The 17,348-nt window shown below is 59.5% G+C and carries 15 protein-coding genes; 4 read left to right on the top strand and 11 right to left on the bottom strand.

The window, feature by feature from the left end; translation table 11 throughout:
* Nucleotides 1-3: 3 nt before the first annotated feature.
* Both FMF02_RS04080 and FMF02_RS14040 read right to left on the bottom strand, forming a co-directional pair.
* Nucleotides 4-3,123 carry an RHS repeat domain-containing protein gene (locus FMF02_RS04080; protein WP_141412290.1) on the bottom strand — a complete coding sequence of 1,040 codons (3,120 nt, stop codon included), beginning with the start codon at nucleotides 3,121-3,123 and terminating at the stop codon, nucleotides 4-6.
* A 12-nt stretch (nucleotides 3,124-3,135) separates the two neighbouring features.
* Nucleotides 3,136-3,957 carry a phage integrase SAM-like domain-containing protein gene (locus FMF02_RS14040; protein WP_394344404.1) on the bottom strand — a complete coding sequence of 274 codons (822 nt, stop codon included), beginning with the start codon at nucleotides 3,955-3,957 and terminating at the stop codon, nucleotides 3,136-3,138.
* On the opposite strand from FMF02_RS14040, the gene FMF02_RS13870 reads away from it, so the two are divergent.
* Nucleotides 3,862-4,182 carry a hypothetical protein gene (locus FMF02_RS13870; RefSeq protein WP_244611628.1) on the top strand — a complete coding sequence of 107 codons (321 nt, stop codon included), beginning with the start codon at nucleotides 3,862-3,864 and terminating at the stop codon, nucleotides 4,180-4,182. The two genes, FMF02_RS14040 and FMF02_RS13870, sit on opposite strands and share 96 nt — an antisense overlap.
* Here the strand turns inward: FMF02_RS13870 and FMF02_RS13735 are convergent.
* The 5 genes from FMF02_RS13735 to surE form a co-directional block, all read right to left on the bottom strand.
* Nucleotides 4,179-4,334: a hypothetical protein gene (locus FMF02_RS13735; protein WP_162852310.1), complete on the bottom strand. Its 156-nt coding sequence runs from the start codon at nucleotides 4,332-4,334 to the stop codon at nucleotides 4,179-4,181. The genes FMF02_RS13870 and FMF02_RS13735 overlap by 4 nt on opposite strands.
* 466 nt (nucleotides 4,335-4,800) lie before the next feature.
* Nucleotides 4,801-5,310: a lipocalin-like domain-containing protein gene (locus FMF02_RS04070; RefSeq protein ID WP_141412289.1), complete on the bottom strand. Its 510-nt coding sequence runs from the start codon at nucleotides 5,308-5,310 to the stop codon at nucleotides 4,801-4,803.
* 293 nt (nucleotides 5,311-5,603) lie between these two features.
* Nucleotides 5,604-6,260: a response regulator gene (locus tag FMF02_RS04065; protein WP_141412288.1), complete on the bottom strand. Its 657-nt coding sequence runs from the start codon at nucleotides 6,258-6,260 to the stop codon at nucleotides 5,604-5,606.
* Between the two features lie 9 nt (nucleotides 6,261-6,269).
* Nucleotides 6,270-7,268, bottom strand: a complete 999-nt coding sequence (locus FMF02_RS04060; RefSeq protein ID WP_026075132.1) for a sensor histidine kinase — start codon at nucleotides 7,266-7,268, stop codon at nucleotides 6,270-6,272.
* Between the two features lie 87 nt (nucleotides 7,269-7,355).
* Complete coding sequence (surE, locus tag FMF02_RS04055; RefSeq protein ID WP_019131588.1) at nucleotides 7,356-8,129, bottom strand: 5'/3'-nucleotidase SurE; 774 nt, start codon at nucleotides 8,127-8,129, stop codon at nucleotides 7,356-7,358.
* Nucleotides 8,130-9,059: 930 nt separating this feature from the next.
* On the opposite strand from surE, the gene dinB reads away from it, so the two are divergent.
* From dinB to FMF02_RS04040, 3 genes are all read left to right on the top strand, one after another.
* Nucleotides 9,060-10,124, top strand: coding sequence for a DNA polymerase IV (gene dinB / locus FMF02_RS04050; RefSeq protein ID WP_141412286.1), 1,065 nt, complete (start codon nucleotides 9,060-9,062; stop codon nucleotides 10,122-10,124).
* A 563-nt stretch (nucleotides 10,125-10,687) separates the two neighbouring features.
* Nucleotides 10,688-11,416 (top strand): YebC/PmpR family DNA-binding transcriptional regulator, encoded by a 729-nt coding sequence (locus FMF02_RS04045; protein ID WP_019131586.1) that lies wholly within the window; start codon nucleotides 10,688-10,690, stop codon nucleotides 11,414-11,416.
* 77 nt (nucleotides 11,417-11,493) lie between these two features.
* Nucleotides 11,494-12,402: a DUF4886 domain-containing protein gene (locus FMF02_RS04040; protein ID WP_141412285.1), complete on the top strand. Its 909-nt coding sequence runs from the start codon at nucleotides 11,494-11,496 to the stop codon at nucleotides 12,400-12,402.
* 81 nt (nucleotides 12,403-12,483) lie between these two features.
* Here the strand turns inward: FMF02_RS04040 and FMF02_RS04035 are convergent, their stop codons facing one another.
* The 4 genes from FMF02_RS04035 to FMF02_RS04020 form a co-directional block, all read right to left on the bottom strand.
* Complete coding sequence (locus tag FMF02_RS04035; RefSeq protein ID WP_141412284.1) at nucleotides 12,484-14,820, bottom strand: TonB-dependent receptor; 2,337 nt, start codon at nucleotides 14,818-14,820, stop codon at nucleotides 12,484-12,486.
* An 87-nt stretch (nucleotides 14,821-14,907) separates the two neighbouring features.
* Entirely contained in the window at nucleotides 14,908-15,231 is a 324-nt protein-coding gene (locus FMF02_RS04030) for a hypothetical protein (RefSeq protein WP_141412283.1), read from the bottom strand.
* Nucleotides 15,232-15,347: 116 nt separating this feature from the next.
* On the bottom strand, nucleotides 15,348-16,220 hold the full coding sequence (locus FMF02_RS04025; RefSeq protein WP_141412282.1) for a YegS/Rv2252/BmrU family lipid kinase: 873 nt from the start codon (nucleotides 16,218-16,220) through the stop codon (nucleotides 15,348-15,350).
* A gap of 7 nt (nucleotides 16,221-16,227) precedes the next feature.
* Nucleotides 16,228-17,268 carry an FAD:protein FMN transferase gene (locus FMF02_RS04020; RefSeq protein WP_141412281.1) on the bottom strand — a complete coding sequence of 347 codons (1,041 nt, stop codon included), beginning with the start codon at nucleotides 17,266-17,268 and terminating at the stop codon, nucleotides 16,228-16,230.
* Nucleotides 17,269-17,348: the final 80 nt, after the last annotated feature.

Below are 17,348 nucleotides of genomic sequence, written 5' to 3'. Positions count from 1 at the left end.
GATTTACCGGTTTTCCGTAGCAAAATGATAATCATAAGATTGGACTTGTTCGCCCTTACCGTCTTTGACCGAGATCAGGCGGCCGAACGCATCGTACTCGTAGGTGGTTTCACGTCCCGAAGGATCGGTCATCGAGGCCATCCCCACCAGCGGGATGTATGTCGCCGTGGTGACGTGCCACTCCTTGCGGCTGGTTCGCAGGCCGTCGAGCGCCGCAAGATCGCCCTCCGACAGCACGACCGAGGTACGGATATGCTCGACGGTCGCCGCACCCAAGGCGGTCGTCACCTCGTCGTATGCGGCGTTGCGGATTTCGGCCACGAGGTACTGACCCTTGTAGCCCCACAGATAACAGATCGGAGGCTGTCCCACGGCCTGCACCTCGCAGATGTTGCCGTCGGCGTCGTAGCGCAGCGACGCCCGTCCGATGTAATGCGTGTCGGGCGTATAGGCGCCTTTCCCGCCCGTAGAGCTGCGGTTCGAGAAGCGGAACGATGCGGGCGAGAGGTCGAGCGAAGCCAGCGTCGAGAGGCTGTCGGGACGCCCGTAGAGATCGTAGCGGAACGTATCGCCGTGCGTGACGGTCTCGTCGGTATAGACGACCCGTTCGAGCGGGAGCGAGAGAAGGTTGCGATCGAGCATCGTCTGCACGCTCGACGGCAGGTAGTCTTCGGCGTAGAGCGTCCGCTCGGTGACGGTTCGTCCGTCGGCGTAGGTCGTCTCCTTGCGGCTGGCGGTATAGGGATTCGTGTCGTAATAATAGTTCGTCCGTCGGCGCAGAATGCGTCCGTCGTCTTCGCGCTGCTCGATAACCTCCTCCGAAAGCTGCATACAACCCACGTCGATGGCATTGTAGGAGTAACTATATGTATTTTTATTGTCGTCGTAGGGTGAAGTTGTCAACCGAGGTTGTTCCCGTAAGGAGCCATTCGCTTCGATCTGTACATGCCGGGTAGTTGGCCAGACACGTCCTCTGAAAATTTTCTTAGCCGAGAGATACGGCATATAGGTATAATCTCTGCGGACGAGCCATTCGAAACGACCGTCGACATACTTGTATTGGATGACGGAATCGAGACTTCCTTGATGCCAAGATTCCATTTCCATGGGATAGGGACTTCCGGGGAGTGCTATTGCGGGGCGATTCAGCGAGCCCTCGAGCGGCGGATCGAGCGTATATTTGTAGACGGTTTTTCCGGACAGAACTCCACCTTCGCTTTGGTATTCGGCCACCTCGTCGTACTGGACATGGCTCCCGTCGTTGTAGTTGGTGCGATACGTCGTATGAGGATAATATGTCCTGCAACGTAACCGCAGGGTGTTCGTTGTCGCTCCATTGTACGTCTCATAATAGACGATCGTCTGTAAGGTATGGCAATTACCCTGTTCCTCGCTCGTATCGGGTTCATGACGAATGATGCCGTTGCCGCTTTCATTGGCTCCGTATTCGTAGTGTGTCTGTTTGAGCAACATACTGTCACGATCGAACGCACGGATGTCCCGAATGCGGTAACTCGAGATATAACGGTTTGTGCCTGAACGATCGCAGAACTGGTTGTGGTCGCAGTGGAACTCCGTATAGCCGCCTGTGGGATAGGTAATCGTAAGCAGTTTTTTAGGGGATGCCGTATAGAGATAAATCTCGGATGTATAGTACGACGGAATATATTTCTCATATTCCGAAAGAGGCGTATCGATCAATCTGTTACCGTGACGGTCTCGGGGTGAGCTGCCTTTCTCGATCGTCGTATAATGGCGTGCAATAGCAGGAATTCCGCGGTCGTAGCTGCCCATACGCGCATGTCCCCAGAAATCCGAGAAAGAATCTCCGTAGTGCATCGCTCCATACTCGAATCGATAACGTTGAGCGTCGATCGTCAGTGCGTTCAGGTAACGGCCGTACATCATGGCCAAATTTTCGTCGAGGTAATACCCCGTATCGATGGATTGTGTCAGCAGGATCGTCTTGCGCAGCACGCCTTGCAGATCGTAAACCTCGATACGTGTCAGAATGGGCCTGCGAATCGCTGTGCGATTGGAGTTGTATTGTTCGTAGACGAATTGCAGGGAACCGCCGCGGAATTCGATTCTGTCGATGTAATGGGTGTGTATCGTATTGAGGACTTTGCGGGCAAATTGTGCGCTTTCATCCTGTTCGGGCGCAGTTTCCATCTCCCAACCGTCGGCAATTTCATTGTCTCCTCTCAGAAAATAATCGCACGAAGTATTCATTCCGTAATGCAGCTCCTGTCGGGGCGCTCGAGCCAGCGATTCAAACATTGAAGAGCCGGAACCTGAAATCTCGGCATCGTCGTACAAATCGTGCGATCCCTCCAATTGTCGAACCAGATTGGATTCATAAGGTAGGTACGAGAAGGTGATCGCATCGCTGCCGTCGGCACTCTCGATACGAGTGCATTTCCATGCAGTCGGTGCCGGAGCCTCCATCGCGTTGAAATCTCGCACCCAATCGACGTACTGCGATGAGAAACTGTATTTTGTTCCGTCACTACCCACGATACTAAAATCTGTATTCCCGTTGCGGTTCGCATAATCGATCCTATCGCCGTTCATCGGTACGGTCGTCGGCCCCAGCTCTTTCTCGATGTAGAATGCACCGCTGCTACCGAGAAGCTTATAGTAAAACTTGTCGGGCTCTTCGTCTATATTCTTAATCCACATCGAAAAGAGATGTTGATCCGAAGGAACGATTTCGGGAGTATTCTTGTCGATATTGGTGTAGGATGTGCCCGTAGACAGATAACCCGAGGCGTGAAAATCATCACGGCCGTTGATGATGCGCGAGACCTGCAAGTCGCAGCTCAGCGACCATCCTGCGCCGGCCGCGCCGGCGAGCTGGTTCACGCGCGTGAAGTCGTCGAGGTGGAAACTCAGGTTCACGGGCAGCTCCAGCGATCCCGATCTGACGGTGTAGAGCGGGATCGAGATTTCGGGAATTCCCGTGCGGTGCGAAACGGGATAGTCGATGTACTTCATCATCGACACCGCCGACGGCGGATAGAAATGGACGTCCGTCAGATCGGACGTCTCCTGCGCCTGTACGGACGTCGCTCCGAGAAACAGGAACGACACGGCGCAACATACAAAGGCCGGATGCTTCATAGCCGAAGGAATTTAGGTTAGAATGAGAATGTGTATGTGTATGTGTATGGAGTTCGGTTCGTAAACCGGAAGATGCGCCTTGAACAAAGATAGGAAATCTTTTCGGAAAAAGAGGATGAAATAGCAATGACAGAATTTTCGCAAACTGCTTCTAATCAATTTGTTGAAAAATAAAAATCTTACATTTTCCTTACAGGTGGTCCAAAGCGTAAAATCGCACTCTTCATTTCCGCTTTTCGGTAAGTCCCGGCATATCGAATGCAAGCGACGAGGAGCTGTTCCGCGATATTTTTCCAGAAGACGCAAATCTGCGGGTAGAAATTTGACCATATATTCTCCACCCGTCTTGCAACGGTTACCGTGCATCCGCAGGTGCCCCTTCGTGTCCGGTATGATTTGTTCACAGGTCAGATAGCGCATGTCTTTGTAGCAGATTTCCGTAAAACAGGAAAAGAGAGACAGGCCGCGGTGGTATTCGTGTTTGGCACTCTTCAATCGCGACGTCTGAAAAATCCGCAGTACCTCCTCGCTGAGAAAGGTTCTCGGTTCCGTCGGAGCGGAATAGCGGTAAAGTGCGAACGGATTCCGCGGCATAAGACCGTTGTTGAACGAAATTCTCACCACGTTGTTCAAACAATCTATGTAGCGGCATACGCTTCCCGCCTTCGAACGGCAGACAGTTTTCAAATAGACGTGATATTGCTCGATGAACGACTGTTCCAATTCGAGCAGCGGAATATGGTGGAGGTTGTACTCGTGTTTCAGAAAGGCTCGGAGATGACCCAGCACCGCCCGATAGCACCACCAGGTACTTTCCGAGCGATCTACGCCGATACGTTTGAAAAGATCATTCGTGTAATGTTCGAAAACATCCGCAAGAGTCCGCGGTATCGTTCGCCCATACCCAGCCAGACGTTCTTGACCTTTTTCGGCCGTGACGTAGGCATCGTGATCGCAAATCGACCGATAATGTTTGCCGATCTGAATGCGGATATTGTCCGGATGACGGTTGATGCGTTCCGACTCGACGCATTAGCCTTCGACCCGTCCCTCCTTTAACGAACCTTCCCCAGTTGTTCCGGAACGTTGATCTTGGCACTGAACTGTGAAATCGTACCGTTGATCGTGCTGCGGCCCATAACCGGATAGACTGCACGCGGGGTGTTCTTTGTTCGTTTGAGGTAGAACAAGACCTTGAAAGTACTGTGCATAGACTTTGCTTTTTTAAGGTGGACAAAAATAATTTCGGCAGAGTCGTCCGGCCTCTCGATATTTCTACTGATATGATGAATAACAATCTGAATATCAGATAATATGCTTTAATATACTTTTTGTAGATAGCCGTTGTGATTTTAGGGGCAAAAGGTGGTGCCAAAAGCATCTGCCAGGCGAAACGTCAGGGAACCGCCGACGGCCGTGCCTAAAATGCTGTGCGGACAAGCTCGCGCCCGCATTTTCAACGGCGCAGCCGCTGTCCGTTCTTCTTCCCGCTTTTTCGCAAGGCGGAGCGATGGTGCGCTGCGCGTAACGACGATTATTCGTTTGCGTCCGCACATGGCAGGCCAGAGGCCTGCCCGATTGTTCTGAGAAAGAGTCTCTCCGTTGTATGCCTAAGCAAATGAACGGGGCCGGAATCCGAAAGTCCCGACCCCGTCTTTCCGAAACGGCCGTTGTCACCTACCAGATGCCTCCCGCCGCCGGTACGGCGGCGGAGCGCACTTCGGCCGAGGCGTCGAGCACCTCCTGCGGCACGGTCTCGACGCGGACGAACTGTTGCACGTCGCCCGCGGCGTGGCTGGCGGTCCATGTCATCGCACTGCCCGACAGGTTGCCGATCTCGTAGGAGTCCGACCACGCCTTCGATCCGGCCGAGGTGCTGTAAAAGCCCCGGATGGTCGAGGCTTCGAGCGAGTAGCTGCCCGTGAATTTCACGGCGCCCACGGCGCTGACGTTCTGGTAGAGCGCATAGGTATTGTCCTCGTGCAGTTCGACATAGACGTAGACCACGTCGGAGAAGGTATAGCTCGTGCCGTCTGGGTTTTGCGCTTCTCCCGTCCAGCTCTTCAACTTCCAGATGCCCGCCACCTGTTCGGTGCTCAGTACGGGCGCCGGCGTATCGTCGCTGCCGCCGCATGCCGTGCAGATGCAGCAGAACGCCAGCAGCGCCGTCCATCGAAAAATGCTCATCGTATTCCTTTTTATCCCCGTTCCCCGCCGTCGGGACGATGCCGCCTGCCGTCGGGAACGGTATGTTGTGTGTGCAAATATATAAATAATAGCAGCTATATACAACTTTACACCTCGTCAGTTTTCACGTCGCTGTATACGTCCCGCCTGTCGGCGAACCCGCGGCTGCGCCGTGGCCCCCCCCCAGCCTTGGCGCGGACACGTTCCGCCGGGATAGCTGGGCTTTGAAGGAGGGCGATGTAAAATGGAATGCGGCTGCCTGACCAATTCCGGCATCCCGCTGCTGAGGACGGTTAAATCTCCACCAATCCCCGCTTGATGGCGTAGACGACCAGGTTGGCCGTGTTCTTGCATCCCGTCTTTTCGAGGATGTTGGCGCGGTGCTTGTCTACCGTGCGCTTCGAGATGAAGAGTTCATCGGCGATCTCCTGGTTCGACAGCCCCCTGCAAACCATGACCAGAATCTCCTGCTCGCGCGACGACAACTCTTCGCCGCCGTCGAGCAGCGATTGCGCACGCTGCGGCGTGTGCAGTCTGCCGGTGAGCTGCACGAGCAGCTCGTGGCAGATGTAGCTGCCCCCGGCCGAGACGGTGTCGATCGCTTCGATCACCTCCGAGAAGTCGCTGTCCTTCAACAGGAAACCTTTGGCTCCGGCGGTCATCATACGCGTGTAGTAGACCTCTTCGCCGTACATCGACAGCGTGATGATTTTCAGATCGGGTTGCAGCCCCAACGCCTGCACGGTCGCCTCGTCGCCCGCCATTCCGGGCATGGCGATATCCATGAATGCGACATCGGCCGCGAGCGCCGGCAGCATCGTCAGGAACTCCTCGCCCGAAGCGGCCTCGCCGACCACCTCGTATCCCGGGTGTGCAGCCAGCAGTCCGCGCAGCCCGTTGCGGAAGAGCGAATGGTCGTCGACCAGTATGATTTTGCACGTTTTTTCCATGTTCTCCGTTCAGCGTCTTTTTCTGCGGCGTGCGGCGGTGCGGCGTCTCGCACCGGCTGCGGCGGAGGCTTCGCCCCGTACGTTGACGCGGATGGCGGCGTGCATCCCCTTGCCCTTGGCTCCCTCTACGTTGCAGTGCCCGTTGATGGAGTGGACGCGCGAAACGATGTTCGAAAGCCCCATGCCGCAATCCATCACCGCCGCGGGGTTGAAGCCGCAGCCGTTGTCCGAGTAGTCGAGCGTCAGCGTGTCGCCGCCCGACGAGAGCGACAGGTTGATCTCGCTGCAACCCGAGTGTTTGAGCGAGTTGTTTATCAGTTCGCACACCACGCGGTAGAGGATCACCTCGATGTCGGTGTCGAACCGTTCCGCGCGCAGGTTGGTCGTGAAGCGGATGCGCACGCTGTGCAGCGCCGCGCTGCGCGAGATGAAGTTCTGGATGCCGCGCGCCAGTCCGAAATCGTTGAGCACCTGCGGCGAAAGGTTGTTCGAAATTTCGCGCAGCGAGCGGATCGCCTCGTCGATGACGTAGGTCGTGTTGTCGATGATCTCGCGCTGGGCCGGCGTACGCTCTTCGCGCGACAGCGCCGTGAGCGACATCTTGGCCGAAGAGAGCAGCGGCCCCAGGCCGTCGTGCAGCTCCTTGGAGAACTGCGAACGCGACTTCTCCTCGGTACGCAGCACGGCCGTGAGGATGCGCTTCTGCATCAATTGTCGCTGGCGGTTGAGGCGGTCGATGTAGCGGATCAGCTTGTGGGCGTACATCACGCCGATCGACATGCAGATCGAGATCACCACGCCCAGCCACGAGAAGGTGTCGTGCGGGATGCCCACGCCGCCGTTGACCACCATGACCTGCACGATGCGTTCGACCGAGAGCAGCGAGAAGCCGATGATGAAGAGGATCCATACGGCATTGTACTTCGTGGCGCGCACCAGCCGCAGGGCGTAGACCGTCGCGACGGTCTGGATGATGACGGCGATGATCAGAAAGACTTTTATCATAATTTCCCGAATTTCATACGTTGTATTCGACGGGCGTGTTCCCTCCTTCGTGCGCGGTGCGCCTTCGCGGCACTGTCCGCCGTTCGCCCGCTATCGGTCGAAGAGCCGCCGCATTTCCTCCATGCGCCGGTAGTCCGTCTGGTCTGCCTGTACGGGCTGTACCGAGACGTAACCGTGCGTGAGCGCCCATTCGTCGGTTTCCTCCGCTCCGTGCTCGTCGTTGACGAACTCGCCCGTGAGCCACAGGTAGTCGCGCCCGTGCGGGTCCTGTCGGCAGACGAACTGTTCGCGCCACAACCCCTGCGCCTGCCGGCAGACGCGGATGCCTCGGATCGTCTCGGGCGCTCCGGCCGGAATGTTCACGTTGAGGCAGAGCGGCAGCGGGGCAGGGTGTTCCAGCACGTCGCGGACGATGCGTTCGCCCCAGATCCTGGCCGCCGTGAAATCGGCGTCGGGGCGATGGTCGGTAAGCGATAGCCCGATCGAGGGACAGTCGTAGAAGCTTCCTTCGATCGCAGCGCCCATCGTGCCCGAATAGAGCAGCGCCACGGCCGAATTGGAGCCGTGGTTGATGCCTGAAAGCACCAGGTCGACCTTGCGCTCGCGGAGCAGGTAGTCGAAAGCGACCTTCACGCAGTCGACCGGCGTGCCGCTGAGCGCGTAAACTTCCAATCCCTCCTCCTCGCGCACCTTGCGGATGAAGAGGGGCGAGAGCATCGTGAATGCGTGGCTCATGCCGCTCTGCGGCCTTTCGGGAGCGACGACGACCACCCGTCCGAATCGGCGGGCGATGTCGATAAGGGCCTCCATGCCGCGTGAATCGAAACCGTCGTCGTTGGTCAAAAAAATCAATCGTTCGTTCATAGCAACAAATGTACGAAAAAAATACCGGAAACGCATCATCTTTCGCGCCGCTTTCCGGCCGATGTCTCCTCTGTCCGGTCTGCCGCGCGGCCGGAGTCGGGCGTTGCGGCGCCTTTGCCCCGCGCGGGCCGAAGCCTCCGCCCGCGGAGGCCCGCCGCTGTGGGCGTGCTCCGCAGATTTCGACCCGCAGATACGGTGCGGCCGATCTTCGCATCGGAATTCTTCCCGAAGAACCGATTTCTTCTGTCGTGTATTTTTTTCTTCTGTGCTTTTGGCTTGATCCAAAAGCACCAAAAGATCAAGCACTGCGAAAAGCAGCGGGTGCCGCCACCCGCGCTCGCTGAGCGGGCACAAAAGATTGCGCTGTTTTGCACACCCGCTCCGGGCGCTCGCACAAGTGTCGTCACTCTTTCCGCTCTTTTCGCAGTGCGATCCCGCAGGCCGAAAGCCTGCTAAATGAGAAGAGAGGAATTCAAATCGCAATAAATCATTGTTGCGCGAAGCGCACAACAGACTCCGCATTGCGGAAAGTCGGGAAGAAGAACGGGCGGCGGATGCGCCGTCGAAAACGCGGGCGCGAGCTCGTCCGCGTAGCGTTTTAGGCGCAAGCCGTCGGCCGGTCCCCGAGTTTTTCACCCTGCGGACACTTTTGGCGCCACCTTTTGGTGTCAAAAGGTGGTAAACCCGCTCCTCGCAGGAAAAACCGAATCGAAGGTGAGGGGATACTTCCCGAAGAATCGATCGGGAAATTGTTCTTTGCTTAAAATTCTTTTTCTTGTGCTTTTGGTTCGATCCAAATGGGGGGAAATGTTTGCTTTTGCACTCGGCTTATTCGTATCTTTGGCTGACGCCTTAGATACTTCTGTTCGGTATAATCAGGCTGGCGCTTGCTTCTGCCCTCACGTATTCGTATCTTTGTCTTCGGAGACTATGCCGCAACGGAAGATCATACACATCGACATGGACGCCTTCTACGCCTCGGTCGAGCAGCGCGACGACCCCTCCCTGCAGGGCCGTCCGATCGCCGTGGGGCACGACGGGCCGCGCGGCGTGGTCTCGACGGCCAGCTACGAGGCGCGTCCCTACGGCGTGCGCTCGGCCCTTCCCTCCGTGACGGCGCGGCGGCTGTGCCCCGACCTGATCTTCGTTCCGGCGCGTTTCGACGTCTACAAGGCTGTCTCGCAGCAGGTTCGCGACATCTTCCGCGAATATACCGAGCTGGTGGAGCCGCTGTCGCTCGACGAAGCCTTTCTGGACGTGACGCATGAACGTTCGGCGACGCTCGTCGCCCGCGAGATCAAGGCCCGCATACGCCGGCAGACGGAGCTGACGGCTTCGGCCGGCGTGTCGGTCAACAAGATGCTGGCCAAGATCGCCTCGGACTACCGCAAGCCCGACGGGCTCTTCACGATCGCGCCCTCCGAGGTCGAGGCGTTCGTCGCCGCGCTGCCCGTCGAGCGCTTCTTCGGCATCGGCGCCGTGACGGCCGAGCGGATGCACCGCATGGGCATCCATACGGGCGCCGATCTGCGGCAGTGGGACGAGGCGGCGCTCGTGCAGCGCTTCGGCAAGGCCGGGCACGCCTACTACGGCTATGCGCGCGGCGTCGACGAGCGGGAGGTCGAGCCCCACCGCGTGCGCAAGTCGGTCGGCGCCGAGACGACCTTCGCCGAAGATACCGACGACCGCACACGGCTGAGTATGGAGCTGGCGGCCGTGCGCGAGGAGGTGTGGAACCGCATTCAGCGTCACGAGTTCCGGGGCAAGACCGCCGTGCTGAAACTCAAATACGACGACTTCCGCCAGATCACCCGATCGAAGACGCTCTTCACGGCCATCGACTCCGACGAAGCGCTCTGCCGCGTATCGGAGGAGCTGCTCGCGGGCGTCGATTTCCACGGCCGCAAGGTGCGGCTCATCGGCCTCACGGTGGGCAACACGCCCGAAGCCTGTGCCGACTGCGTGCAGTTGCGCTTCGACTTCGGCGAGGAGTGACCGTTTCGTCGGTGCTCGGCGAAGTATTGTCTCGAGAACTTTTTCGCTGTATTTGTACCCGTATCGAACTGATTATTCGGGAGTGCTGTTGCTCTCGCTTTTGCTCGGGCTTTGTCCCTGCGAAAAGGAGGAGAACGTAGGCGAGGTGATTCCTCCCGCCGATCAGGGTCAGTCGACCGTCGTCTGCACGAAGAGCCGAGCTCGTATTGGAAGGGGGCAGCGACCGGCTGCGCTGGCCTTACGTGTCGGGCACCGTGCGGCTTTACCTGCCCGACGAGGTCGAGGAGTGGATGCTCGTGCAGGCCGCGGGCGGCGATCGACGTGACGCCCGACGGCCGTTTTCCCGACATCCGCCTGCGTGCGGCCGGCGACGCCGGACCGATCCGGGGTTGCATCCGGGTGCGGTCGGGGCGTGCATGCGCACCGGTCTTCGTCGGGAGTGAACCCTGAGAGCGAGCCGCTGCCGGCAGGCGGTCGTTTTTTGCCGGCGATTTTTTTCCTTTTTCGGTGAAATGTCGTAATTTTGCACCACTGTTGAAGATAATAACGAAAAGATAACTGTCATGGGACGAGCATTTGAGTACCGCAAGGCGCGCAAACTGAAACGGTGGGGCAACATGGCCCGCACTTTTACCAAAATCGGCAAGGAGATCGAAATCGCCGTCAAGTCCGGCGGCCCCGATCCGACGGCCAACGTCCGCCTGCGTATTCTGATCCAGAACGCCAAGGCCGAGAACATGCCCAAGGAGAATGTCGAGCGGGCGATCAAACGCGCCATCTCGAAGGATACGTCCGACTACAAGGAGGTGGTCTATGAGGGATACGGCCCTCACGGCATCGCTTTCCTGGTGGAGACCGCCACGGACAACACCAACCGCACGGTGGCCAGCATGCGCATGTATTTCAACAAGTGCGGCGGTGCGCTGGGCACGTCGGGCAGCGTGGCTTTCATGTTCGAGCACAAGTGCTCGTTCAAGTTCCGCGTACCGGCCGGCACCGATTTCGAGGAGCTGGAGCTGAACATGATCGATACGGGGGTGGACGATTTCTGTCCCGAGGACGAGACGACGGTCACGGTCGAAGCGCCCTACGAACAGTTCGGTACGATCCAGAAATGGTTGGAGGACAATGGTTTCGAGATCGTATCGGGCGAATCGCTGCGGGTGCCTACCGACACCAAGGAGCTGGACGCCGAGGGGCGCGAATCGATCGAGAAGCTGGTCGAGAAGCTCGAAGAGGACGACGACGTGGTGAACGTCTACCACAACATGAAGGAGGCCGACGAAGAGTAGCGGCCGCTCTCAACGGATTTTACGGGCCGTCCTCCCTGCGGAAGGACGGCTTTTTCACCTCTAAATCAGACAACGGCATGAAAAAACTGTTTCGTTTCGCGCTTTGCGCATTCGCTCTGCTGGCGGTGCTGACGCTGCGCGCGCAGTCCGAAGCACCCAACTTTCCGTTGCCCGTCCGGCCCGATACGCTCCGTATCCTGGGCGTGGGCAACAGTTTTACCGACGACGGCATGATGTACCTGCCCGAGCTGCTCGAAGCGGCCGGCATCCGCAACGTCGTGCTGGGACGGCTCTATTACCCGGGCTGTTCGCTGCGGCAGCATTGCGAGTTCGATGCCGCCGACGCACCGAAATATACCTATTATAAGTCGGAGCGCAACCGCTGGACGACGGTCTCCGAGGCGGCCACCCTGCGCGAAGCGGTCGGCGACGAGCGGTGGGACGTACTCGTCGTGCAGCAATCCTCGGCTTATTCGGGAATCTATACGTCTTATCATCCGTGGCTCGAACGACTTATCGAACGGGTGCGTTTCTACTGCCCCAATGCCGGCGCCTGCGTGGCGTGGCAGATGACTTGGGCCTACGGCTCGGGCTCCGACCACGGTGCGTTCCCGAAGTACGACAACGATCCGCAGCAGATGTATGCGGCCGTCGTCGACGTCGCGCGGCGCGTGACGGAGGAGTGCGGGATCGAAACGGTGATTCCCACCGGTACGGCGATCCAGAACCTGCGGGCGGGCGAGTTCAACAATCCGCCGTCGGATTTCACGCGCGACGGCTACCATCTCGATTTCGGCTGCGGTCGTTATACGGCGGCCTGCACGTGGTTCCAGGCGCTCGTGGCGCCCTGTCTGCGCACCGATATCGGAGGCAATACGTTCCGTCCCGATCCGAAGGGACATATTCCCGTGACGGACGAGAGCGCCGCGGCCTGCCAGCAGGCTGCGCGGAAAGCCTGCGTGCGCCGTTTCTCGGTGTGGGAGTAAGTCGGGTTCGCCGGCGGCGAACGATAAGGGAGACGTGTCGTACGCACGTCTCCCTTTTTTCGTGTGTCGCCGCAACGGTTCTCAGAAGCGGATTTTCGCCCCGACGAACCAGCTGCGCGGCAGCGACGGCCCGTAGACGTAACCGGAATCGCGCTCCCAGCCCTGGTCGAAATCCGACTGGTAGGAGTCGAAGAGATTCTGCACGCCGGCGTTGAGTTGCAGGGTGAGCGTTCGGAGGATCGGGAATTCGTAGGCCAGTTTGACGTTCAGCGCGAAGAAGTCGGGCGTGGTGACCGCCACGTCGACCGGCGTGCCCGAACCTGCGGCGTGCTGGACGAGCATCTCTCCGGTGTAGGTGCCCGACAGCGAGATGTCGAACCGCCGCACGGGGACGAAGTTGGCCGTCAGGTAGCCGTACCAGTCGGGCGAACGGAACATGCGGCGTTCGTCGGGCGCGTCGTCGCTCCAATGCTGGGCGTGTTCGTAGCGGCTGCGCTGCCATGTGATGCCGGCTTGCAAGTCGAACCAGCGGGAGAAGGCCGCCTTCGCCTCGACGTTGACGCCTGCCACGGTCGCTCCGCCGCCGTTGTAGCGTTCGAGCACCGTTTCGCCCTTTTCGTTGGGTTCGGGCAGGTAGCGCGTGGCGAAGATATGGTCGAGTGCGGTGTAGAAGCCTTCGACGAGCAGGTTGGTCTCCACGCTGCCGAAGGAGCGATAGAGGTCGATCGAGGCGCTGAGGCTGTTCGAACGCTCCTCGCGCAGGTCGGGGTCGAGCTGCGTGACCACGCGTTCGCCGCCCACGAGGGCGATGTGCAGGTCTTCGTCGAAGGTCTGCGGTGCGCGGAAGCCGCCGGCGTAGTTCAGCCGCAGGTTGATCTGTTCGGTGGGGTTGTAGCGCAGGTTGATGCGCGGCGAGAAGATCACGTGGTCGACCATGTTGTGGTGATCGAACCGGCCGCCGAGCAGAAAACTCCATTTGCGGGCCTTCCACTCGTTCTGGATCACGCCGCTGAGGATGTGTACCTTCTGATTCGTGCGCATGTCGTAGCCGATCGTCACGTCGTCGATGTGGTCGTAGCTGTGCTCCACGCCGAGCGTCAGTTCGGAGGGGAGAAACAGCAGCCGTTCGAACCGTTGCAGGAACTGCGCGCCGCTGATGACCGTCAGTCCGTCGGTGCGGCCGTAGGCTTTGCGGGCGTTTTCGAGCTCTTCGTCGGTCGCGCCTTCGCCCGTGCCGCCGTAGTAACTCTTGCGCGTGGTCTGCTGCACGGCCGAGTAGACGCTCAGGTGGCGCGTACGGTCGTCGCGCGAGAAGAGGTCGAAGGCCACCGACGCGCCGTTGATGTTGTGATCGGTCTGCTCGGTGATGTTGGCTTCGTGCGCCGGCAGGTCGAGCCGGTTTCCGCCGCGGCGGAACTCGTTGATGCCGTGGTATTCGAGCGTCAGCTTCGAGTGGTCGCCCGTGCGCAGGTAGGAGCGCATGCCGAACATCTGGTTGCGCAGGTTGGGCAGTTCGGTGTAGCCGTCGCCGTCGTGGTCGTAGCCCGAACGGTAGCGGTTCTGCCCGTAGACGTAGATGCCCGCCTTGCGGTTGTTGCTTACCAGCGAGGCGTTGATCGTCGTGTTGTTGTCGTAGGCGCCGCTGCATCCCACGGACATGAGCGTATGGCCGATCTCGGCCCAGTCGCGCAGCGGCTCCTTGGTGATGATGTTGATCGTGCCGCCGATGGCCGACGCGCCGAAGAGCGCCGATCCGCCGCCGCGGATCACCTCCACGCGCTCGATCATGTTGGCGGGAATCTGTTCGAGACCGTAGACGCCGTTGAGGGCCGAGAAGAGCGGCCGCGAGTCGAGCAGGATTTGCGAATAGTGGCCGTCCAGACCGTTGATGCGTACCTGCGCGAAGCCGCAGTTCTGACATCCGTCCTCGACGCGCACGCCCGGCTGGAAACTCAGACCGTCGGCCAGCGTGGCGGCGTTTGTTCGTTCGAACAGCTTGCTGTTTAGAATGTTGACCAGCGACGGCGTCTCCTTGCGGATGACCGAGTTGCGGTCGATCTCGACCACCACTTCGCCGACGTCGACGGCCTGCTCTTCCAGTTCGAAATTCAGTTCCGTGGTGGAGTGGGCGCCGAGCGTGACGCTCCGTTCGGCGGATTTGTAGCCGACCGACTGCGCCACGACGGTGAGCGGTCGTCCTACCGGCAGGTTGCCCAGCAGGTAGTGGCCCGAGACGTCGGTCGTGGTGCCGATCGTCGTTCCCTTGACGGTGATGGTGATGAAGGGGAGGTGTTCGCCGCTGCGGCTGTCGACGACGTGGCCGATCAGGATGGCTTCGGTCTCCTTTTTGGCAGTGGAGTCTGCATATGCCGTAAAGCCGCCGAGCAGCAGGCCCAGCAGCAGAATATATGATTTCATGCGATGGATTTGATGGATAAGGAATGTCCGGATACCGATCGCGGGATCGGTTGTACGGGCCGGATGCGTACATCCGGCGTCGGAATGTCAGACCGCGGCAGGAGGTGCGCGCAGGCCGTACCCGTGGAGGACGGGCGAAGAGCCTCCGGCGAGATAGCATCGGTAGAGACGCTCTTCGAAGAGGGTGACGAGCGTCGGCAGGAAGGACTCCGCCTCGGTACAGGCCGCCAGGTGGAAATGGCAGATCAGGCAGTACTCTTCGACGGTGGCGTCGCTGCCCGAAGCGGCGCATTCGGCCCGCGAAAGCGGGTCGTTGGCGTGCACGTCGAGCGCCTTGCCCACGTAAACGTTGGCAATGGCCAGCGCCATCATCGCGGCAAGCAGGATCTTATAGCCCGTTTTTCGTCTCATCGATTGTCTGAATCGACGGCAAAGGTAACAAAAAACGGCGATTAACGAACGAATTCGGAATTTATTCACCGGAAATCGTCTCCGAATCCGTTCGGTACGGGAGAGGCCGGGCCGGATTATCTTCTGCCGTCGCGCGGGCATACCACGCGCAGCAGGCCGGGCAGGCAGCGCACGTCGAGCGGGAAGCGGGCGCCCCGCTGGCCGTCGACGTCGGTGGGTTCGTCGATGGGCGAGGAGATCTGCAACGTCGCTGCGCGCAGGTGCCGGACGCTGCGGGGATGGCCGCCGCAGAGGTAGCGTACCATGGCGAAGCAGGATACGAGGAAGTTGCGCTTTTCGAGCAGCAGGCAGTCGAACATTCCGTCGCGCACGCTCGACGTGTTGGCCAGCCGGAACCCGCCGGCCGTCTCGCCGTTGAAGACGAGTGCCATGAGTGCGTTGAAATCGAACTCCCCGCTCTCGGTGCGCACATGCAGCGGAATGGCGTGCATATGGCGCAGCTCCTTGATGCCCTCCATGATATAGGCCAGCTTGCCCAGACGGTGCTTGCGTTCGTCGGGCGTGCGCTGCGAAGTGGTGGTGAAGATGCCGAACGAGAAGATGTTGACGAAATGCAGTCCGTTGACCACGCCGCAATCGAGCGCCTGCACCTCGCCCGTGACGATCTGTCGGGCCGCTTCGAGCGGGTTCTTGGCCATGCCGACGATGCCGGCGAAATCGTTGGCCGTGCCTGCGGGGATGATGCCCAGTTCGAGCGACAGCCCCCGTTCGCGCATCCGGTTGACGACGTAATTGACCGTGCCGTCGCCGCCGGCGGCGACGACCATACGGATGTCGGGATGCGCGTCGAACGGGTTGCGTCCGAAGTCGATCTTTTCGGGCGTGAGTTCCCACCCGTTTTCGGAGAAGATGTCCACGATGCCCCCGACGTTGCGGGCGATGCGGCCGCGTCCTGCGGCGGGATTGTAGAGAAAGAGCGCTTTTTGCATGGATAGGTTAACGTTTCAACAGTTTTTCGAGGGCCGGCGAAGCCCATGTTTCGTAATCGTCGGGGGATTCGTCGCGCTGTCGCCCGTCGGCCTTCTCGGTAGCGAAGATGAAGTAGGCCATCACCCCTTCGCGTTCCAGTTCGCGGGCCTTCGCCACGGCGCGTTCCGAGCCGAGCGACATGAACATCGTCCCCAGCGCGTCGGCGCGTGCGGCATTGTCGCAGAAGACCGTGGCCGAGAGCAGCCGCGAGACGGCGCTCCGGCCTGTGACGGGGTCGATCGTGTGTGCGATCTTGCGGCCGTCGGGGGTATAGTAGAAGCGGCGGTAGTTGCCCGAAGTGGTGTAGCTGATGTCGGTCACCTCCGCGATACGTTGCAGATCCCGGTCCGAGAAATTGTTGTCGTAAGGGGTTTCGATGCCGATGCGCCATTTTCCGCCCTGCTCGTTCACACCCCGGCAGCGGCCGCTGCCTGCGATCGTCACCAGGTAGTTCTCCGAGCCGTTTCGTTCGAGCATGCGGGCGATCAGGTCGACCATGTAGCCCTTGCCGATCGAGTTGAAGTCGAGCTGGATGCGCGGATCGTCCTTGACGAGCCGGTTCCCTTCGATGCGGATTTTGCGGTAGCCCACCAGCGGCAGGATCGAATCGATGTTCGGTGTTTTCTGTCCCTCTTTTCCGGCGAAACCCCACGCTTCGACGAGCGGTTTGACGGTGATGTCGTACATGCCGTCGCTCAGACGGCTCACGGAGTCGGCGGCCAGAATGTTGTAGATCAGGTGGCTGTCGAGCGAGTCGCTCTCGCCGCGGTTGATGCGGCTCAGCAGCGACGTCTCGTCGAAGATCGACATCGAATGTTTCATCTCTTCGTCGAGCGCCATGACTTCGGTGTAGATTTCGTCGGCCGGCAGGGTCGTCCGGGCTTTGATGCGGAAGGTCGTTCCGAGTACGGAACCCTCGACCGTGACGTAGTGCGTCGACGGGCGGCAGCCGGCCATGCAGAGCAGCGCTGCGAGGAGCAGGACGAGGCGGTATGCGGAGAATTTCATCGTATGGAAAAGTTGAATCCGCGGCAAAGATACGGATAAGTGAGAGCAATGTCAAATTTATTTGAACATTGCCGAACGGG

Source organism: Alistipes communis, from assembly GCF_006542665.1.
In the GTDB taxonomy this organism is placed as follows: Bacteria; Bacteroidota; Bacteroidia; order Bacteroidales; family Rikenellaceae; genus Alistipes; species Alistipes communis.
This window is presented reverse-complemented; position numbering and strand designations above follow the sequence as displayed.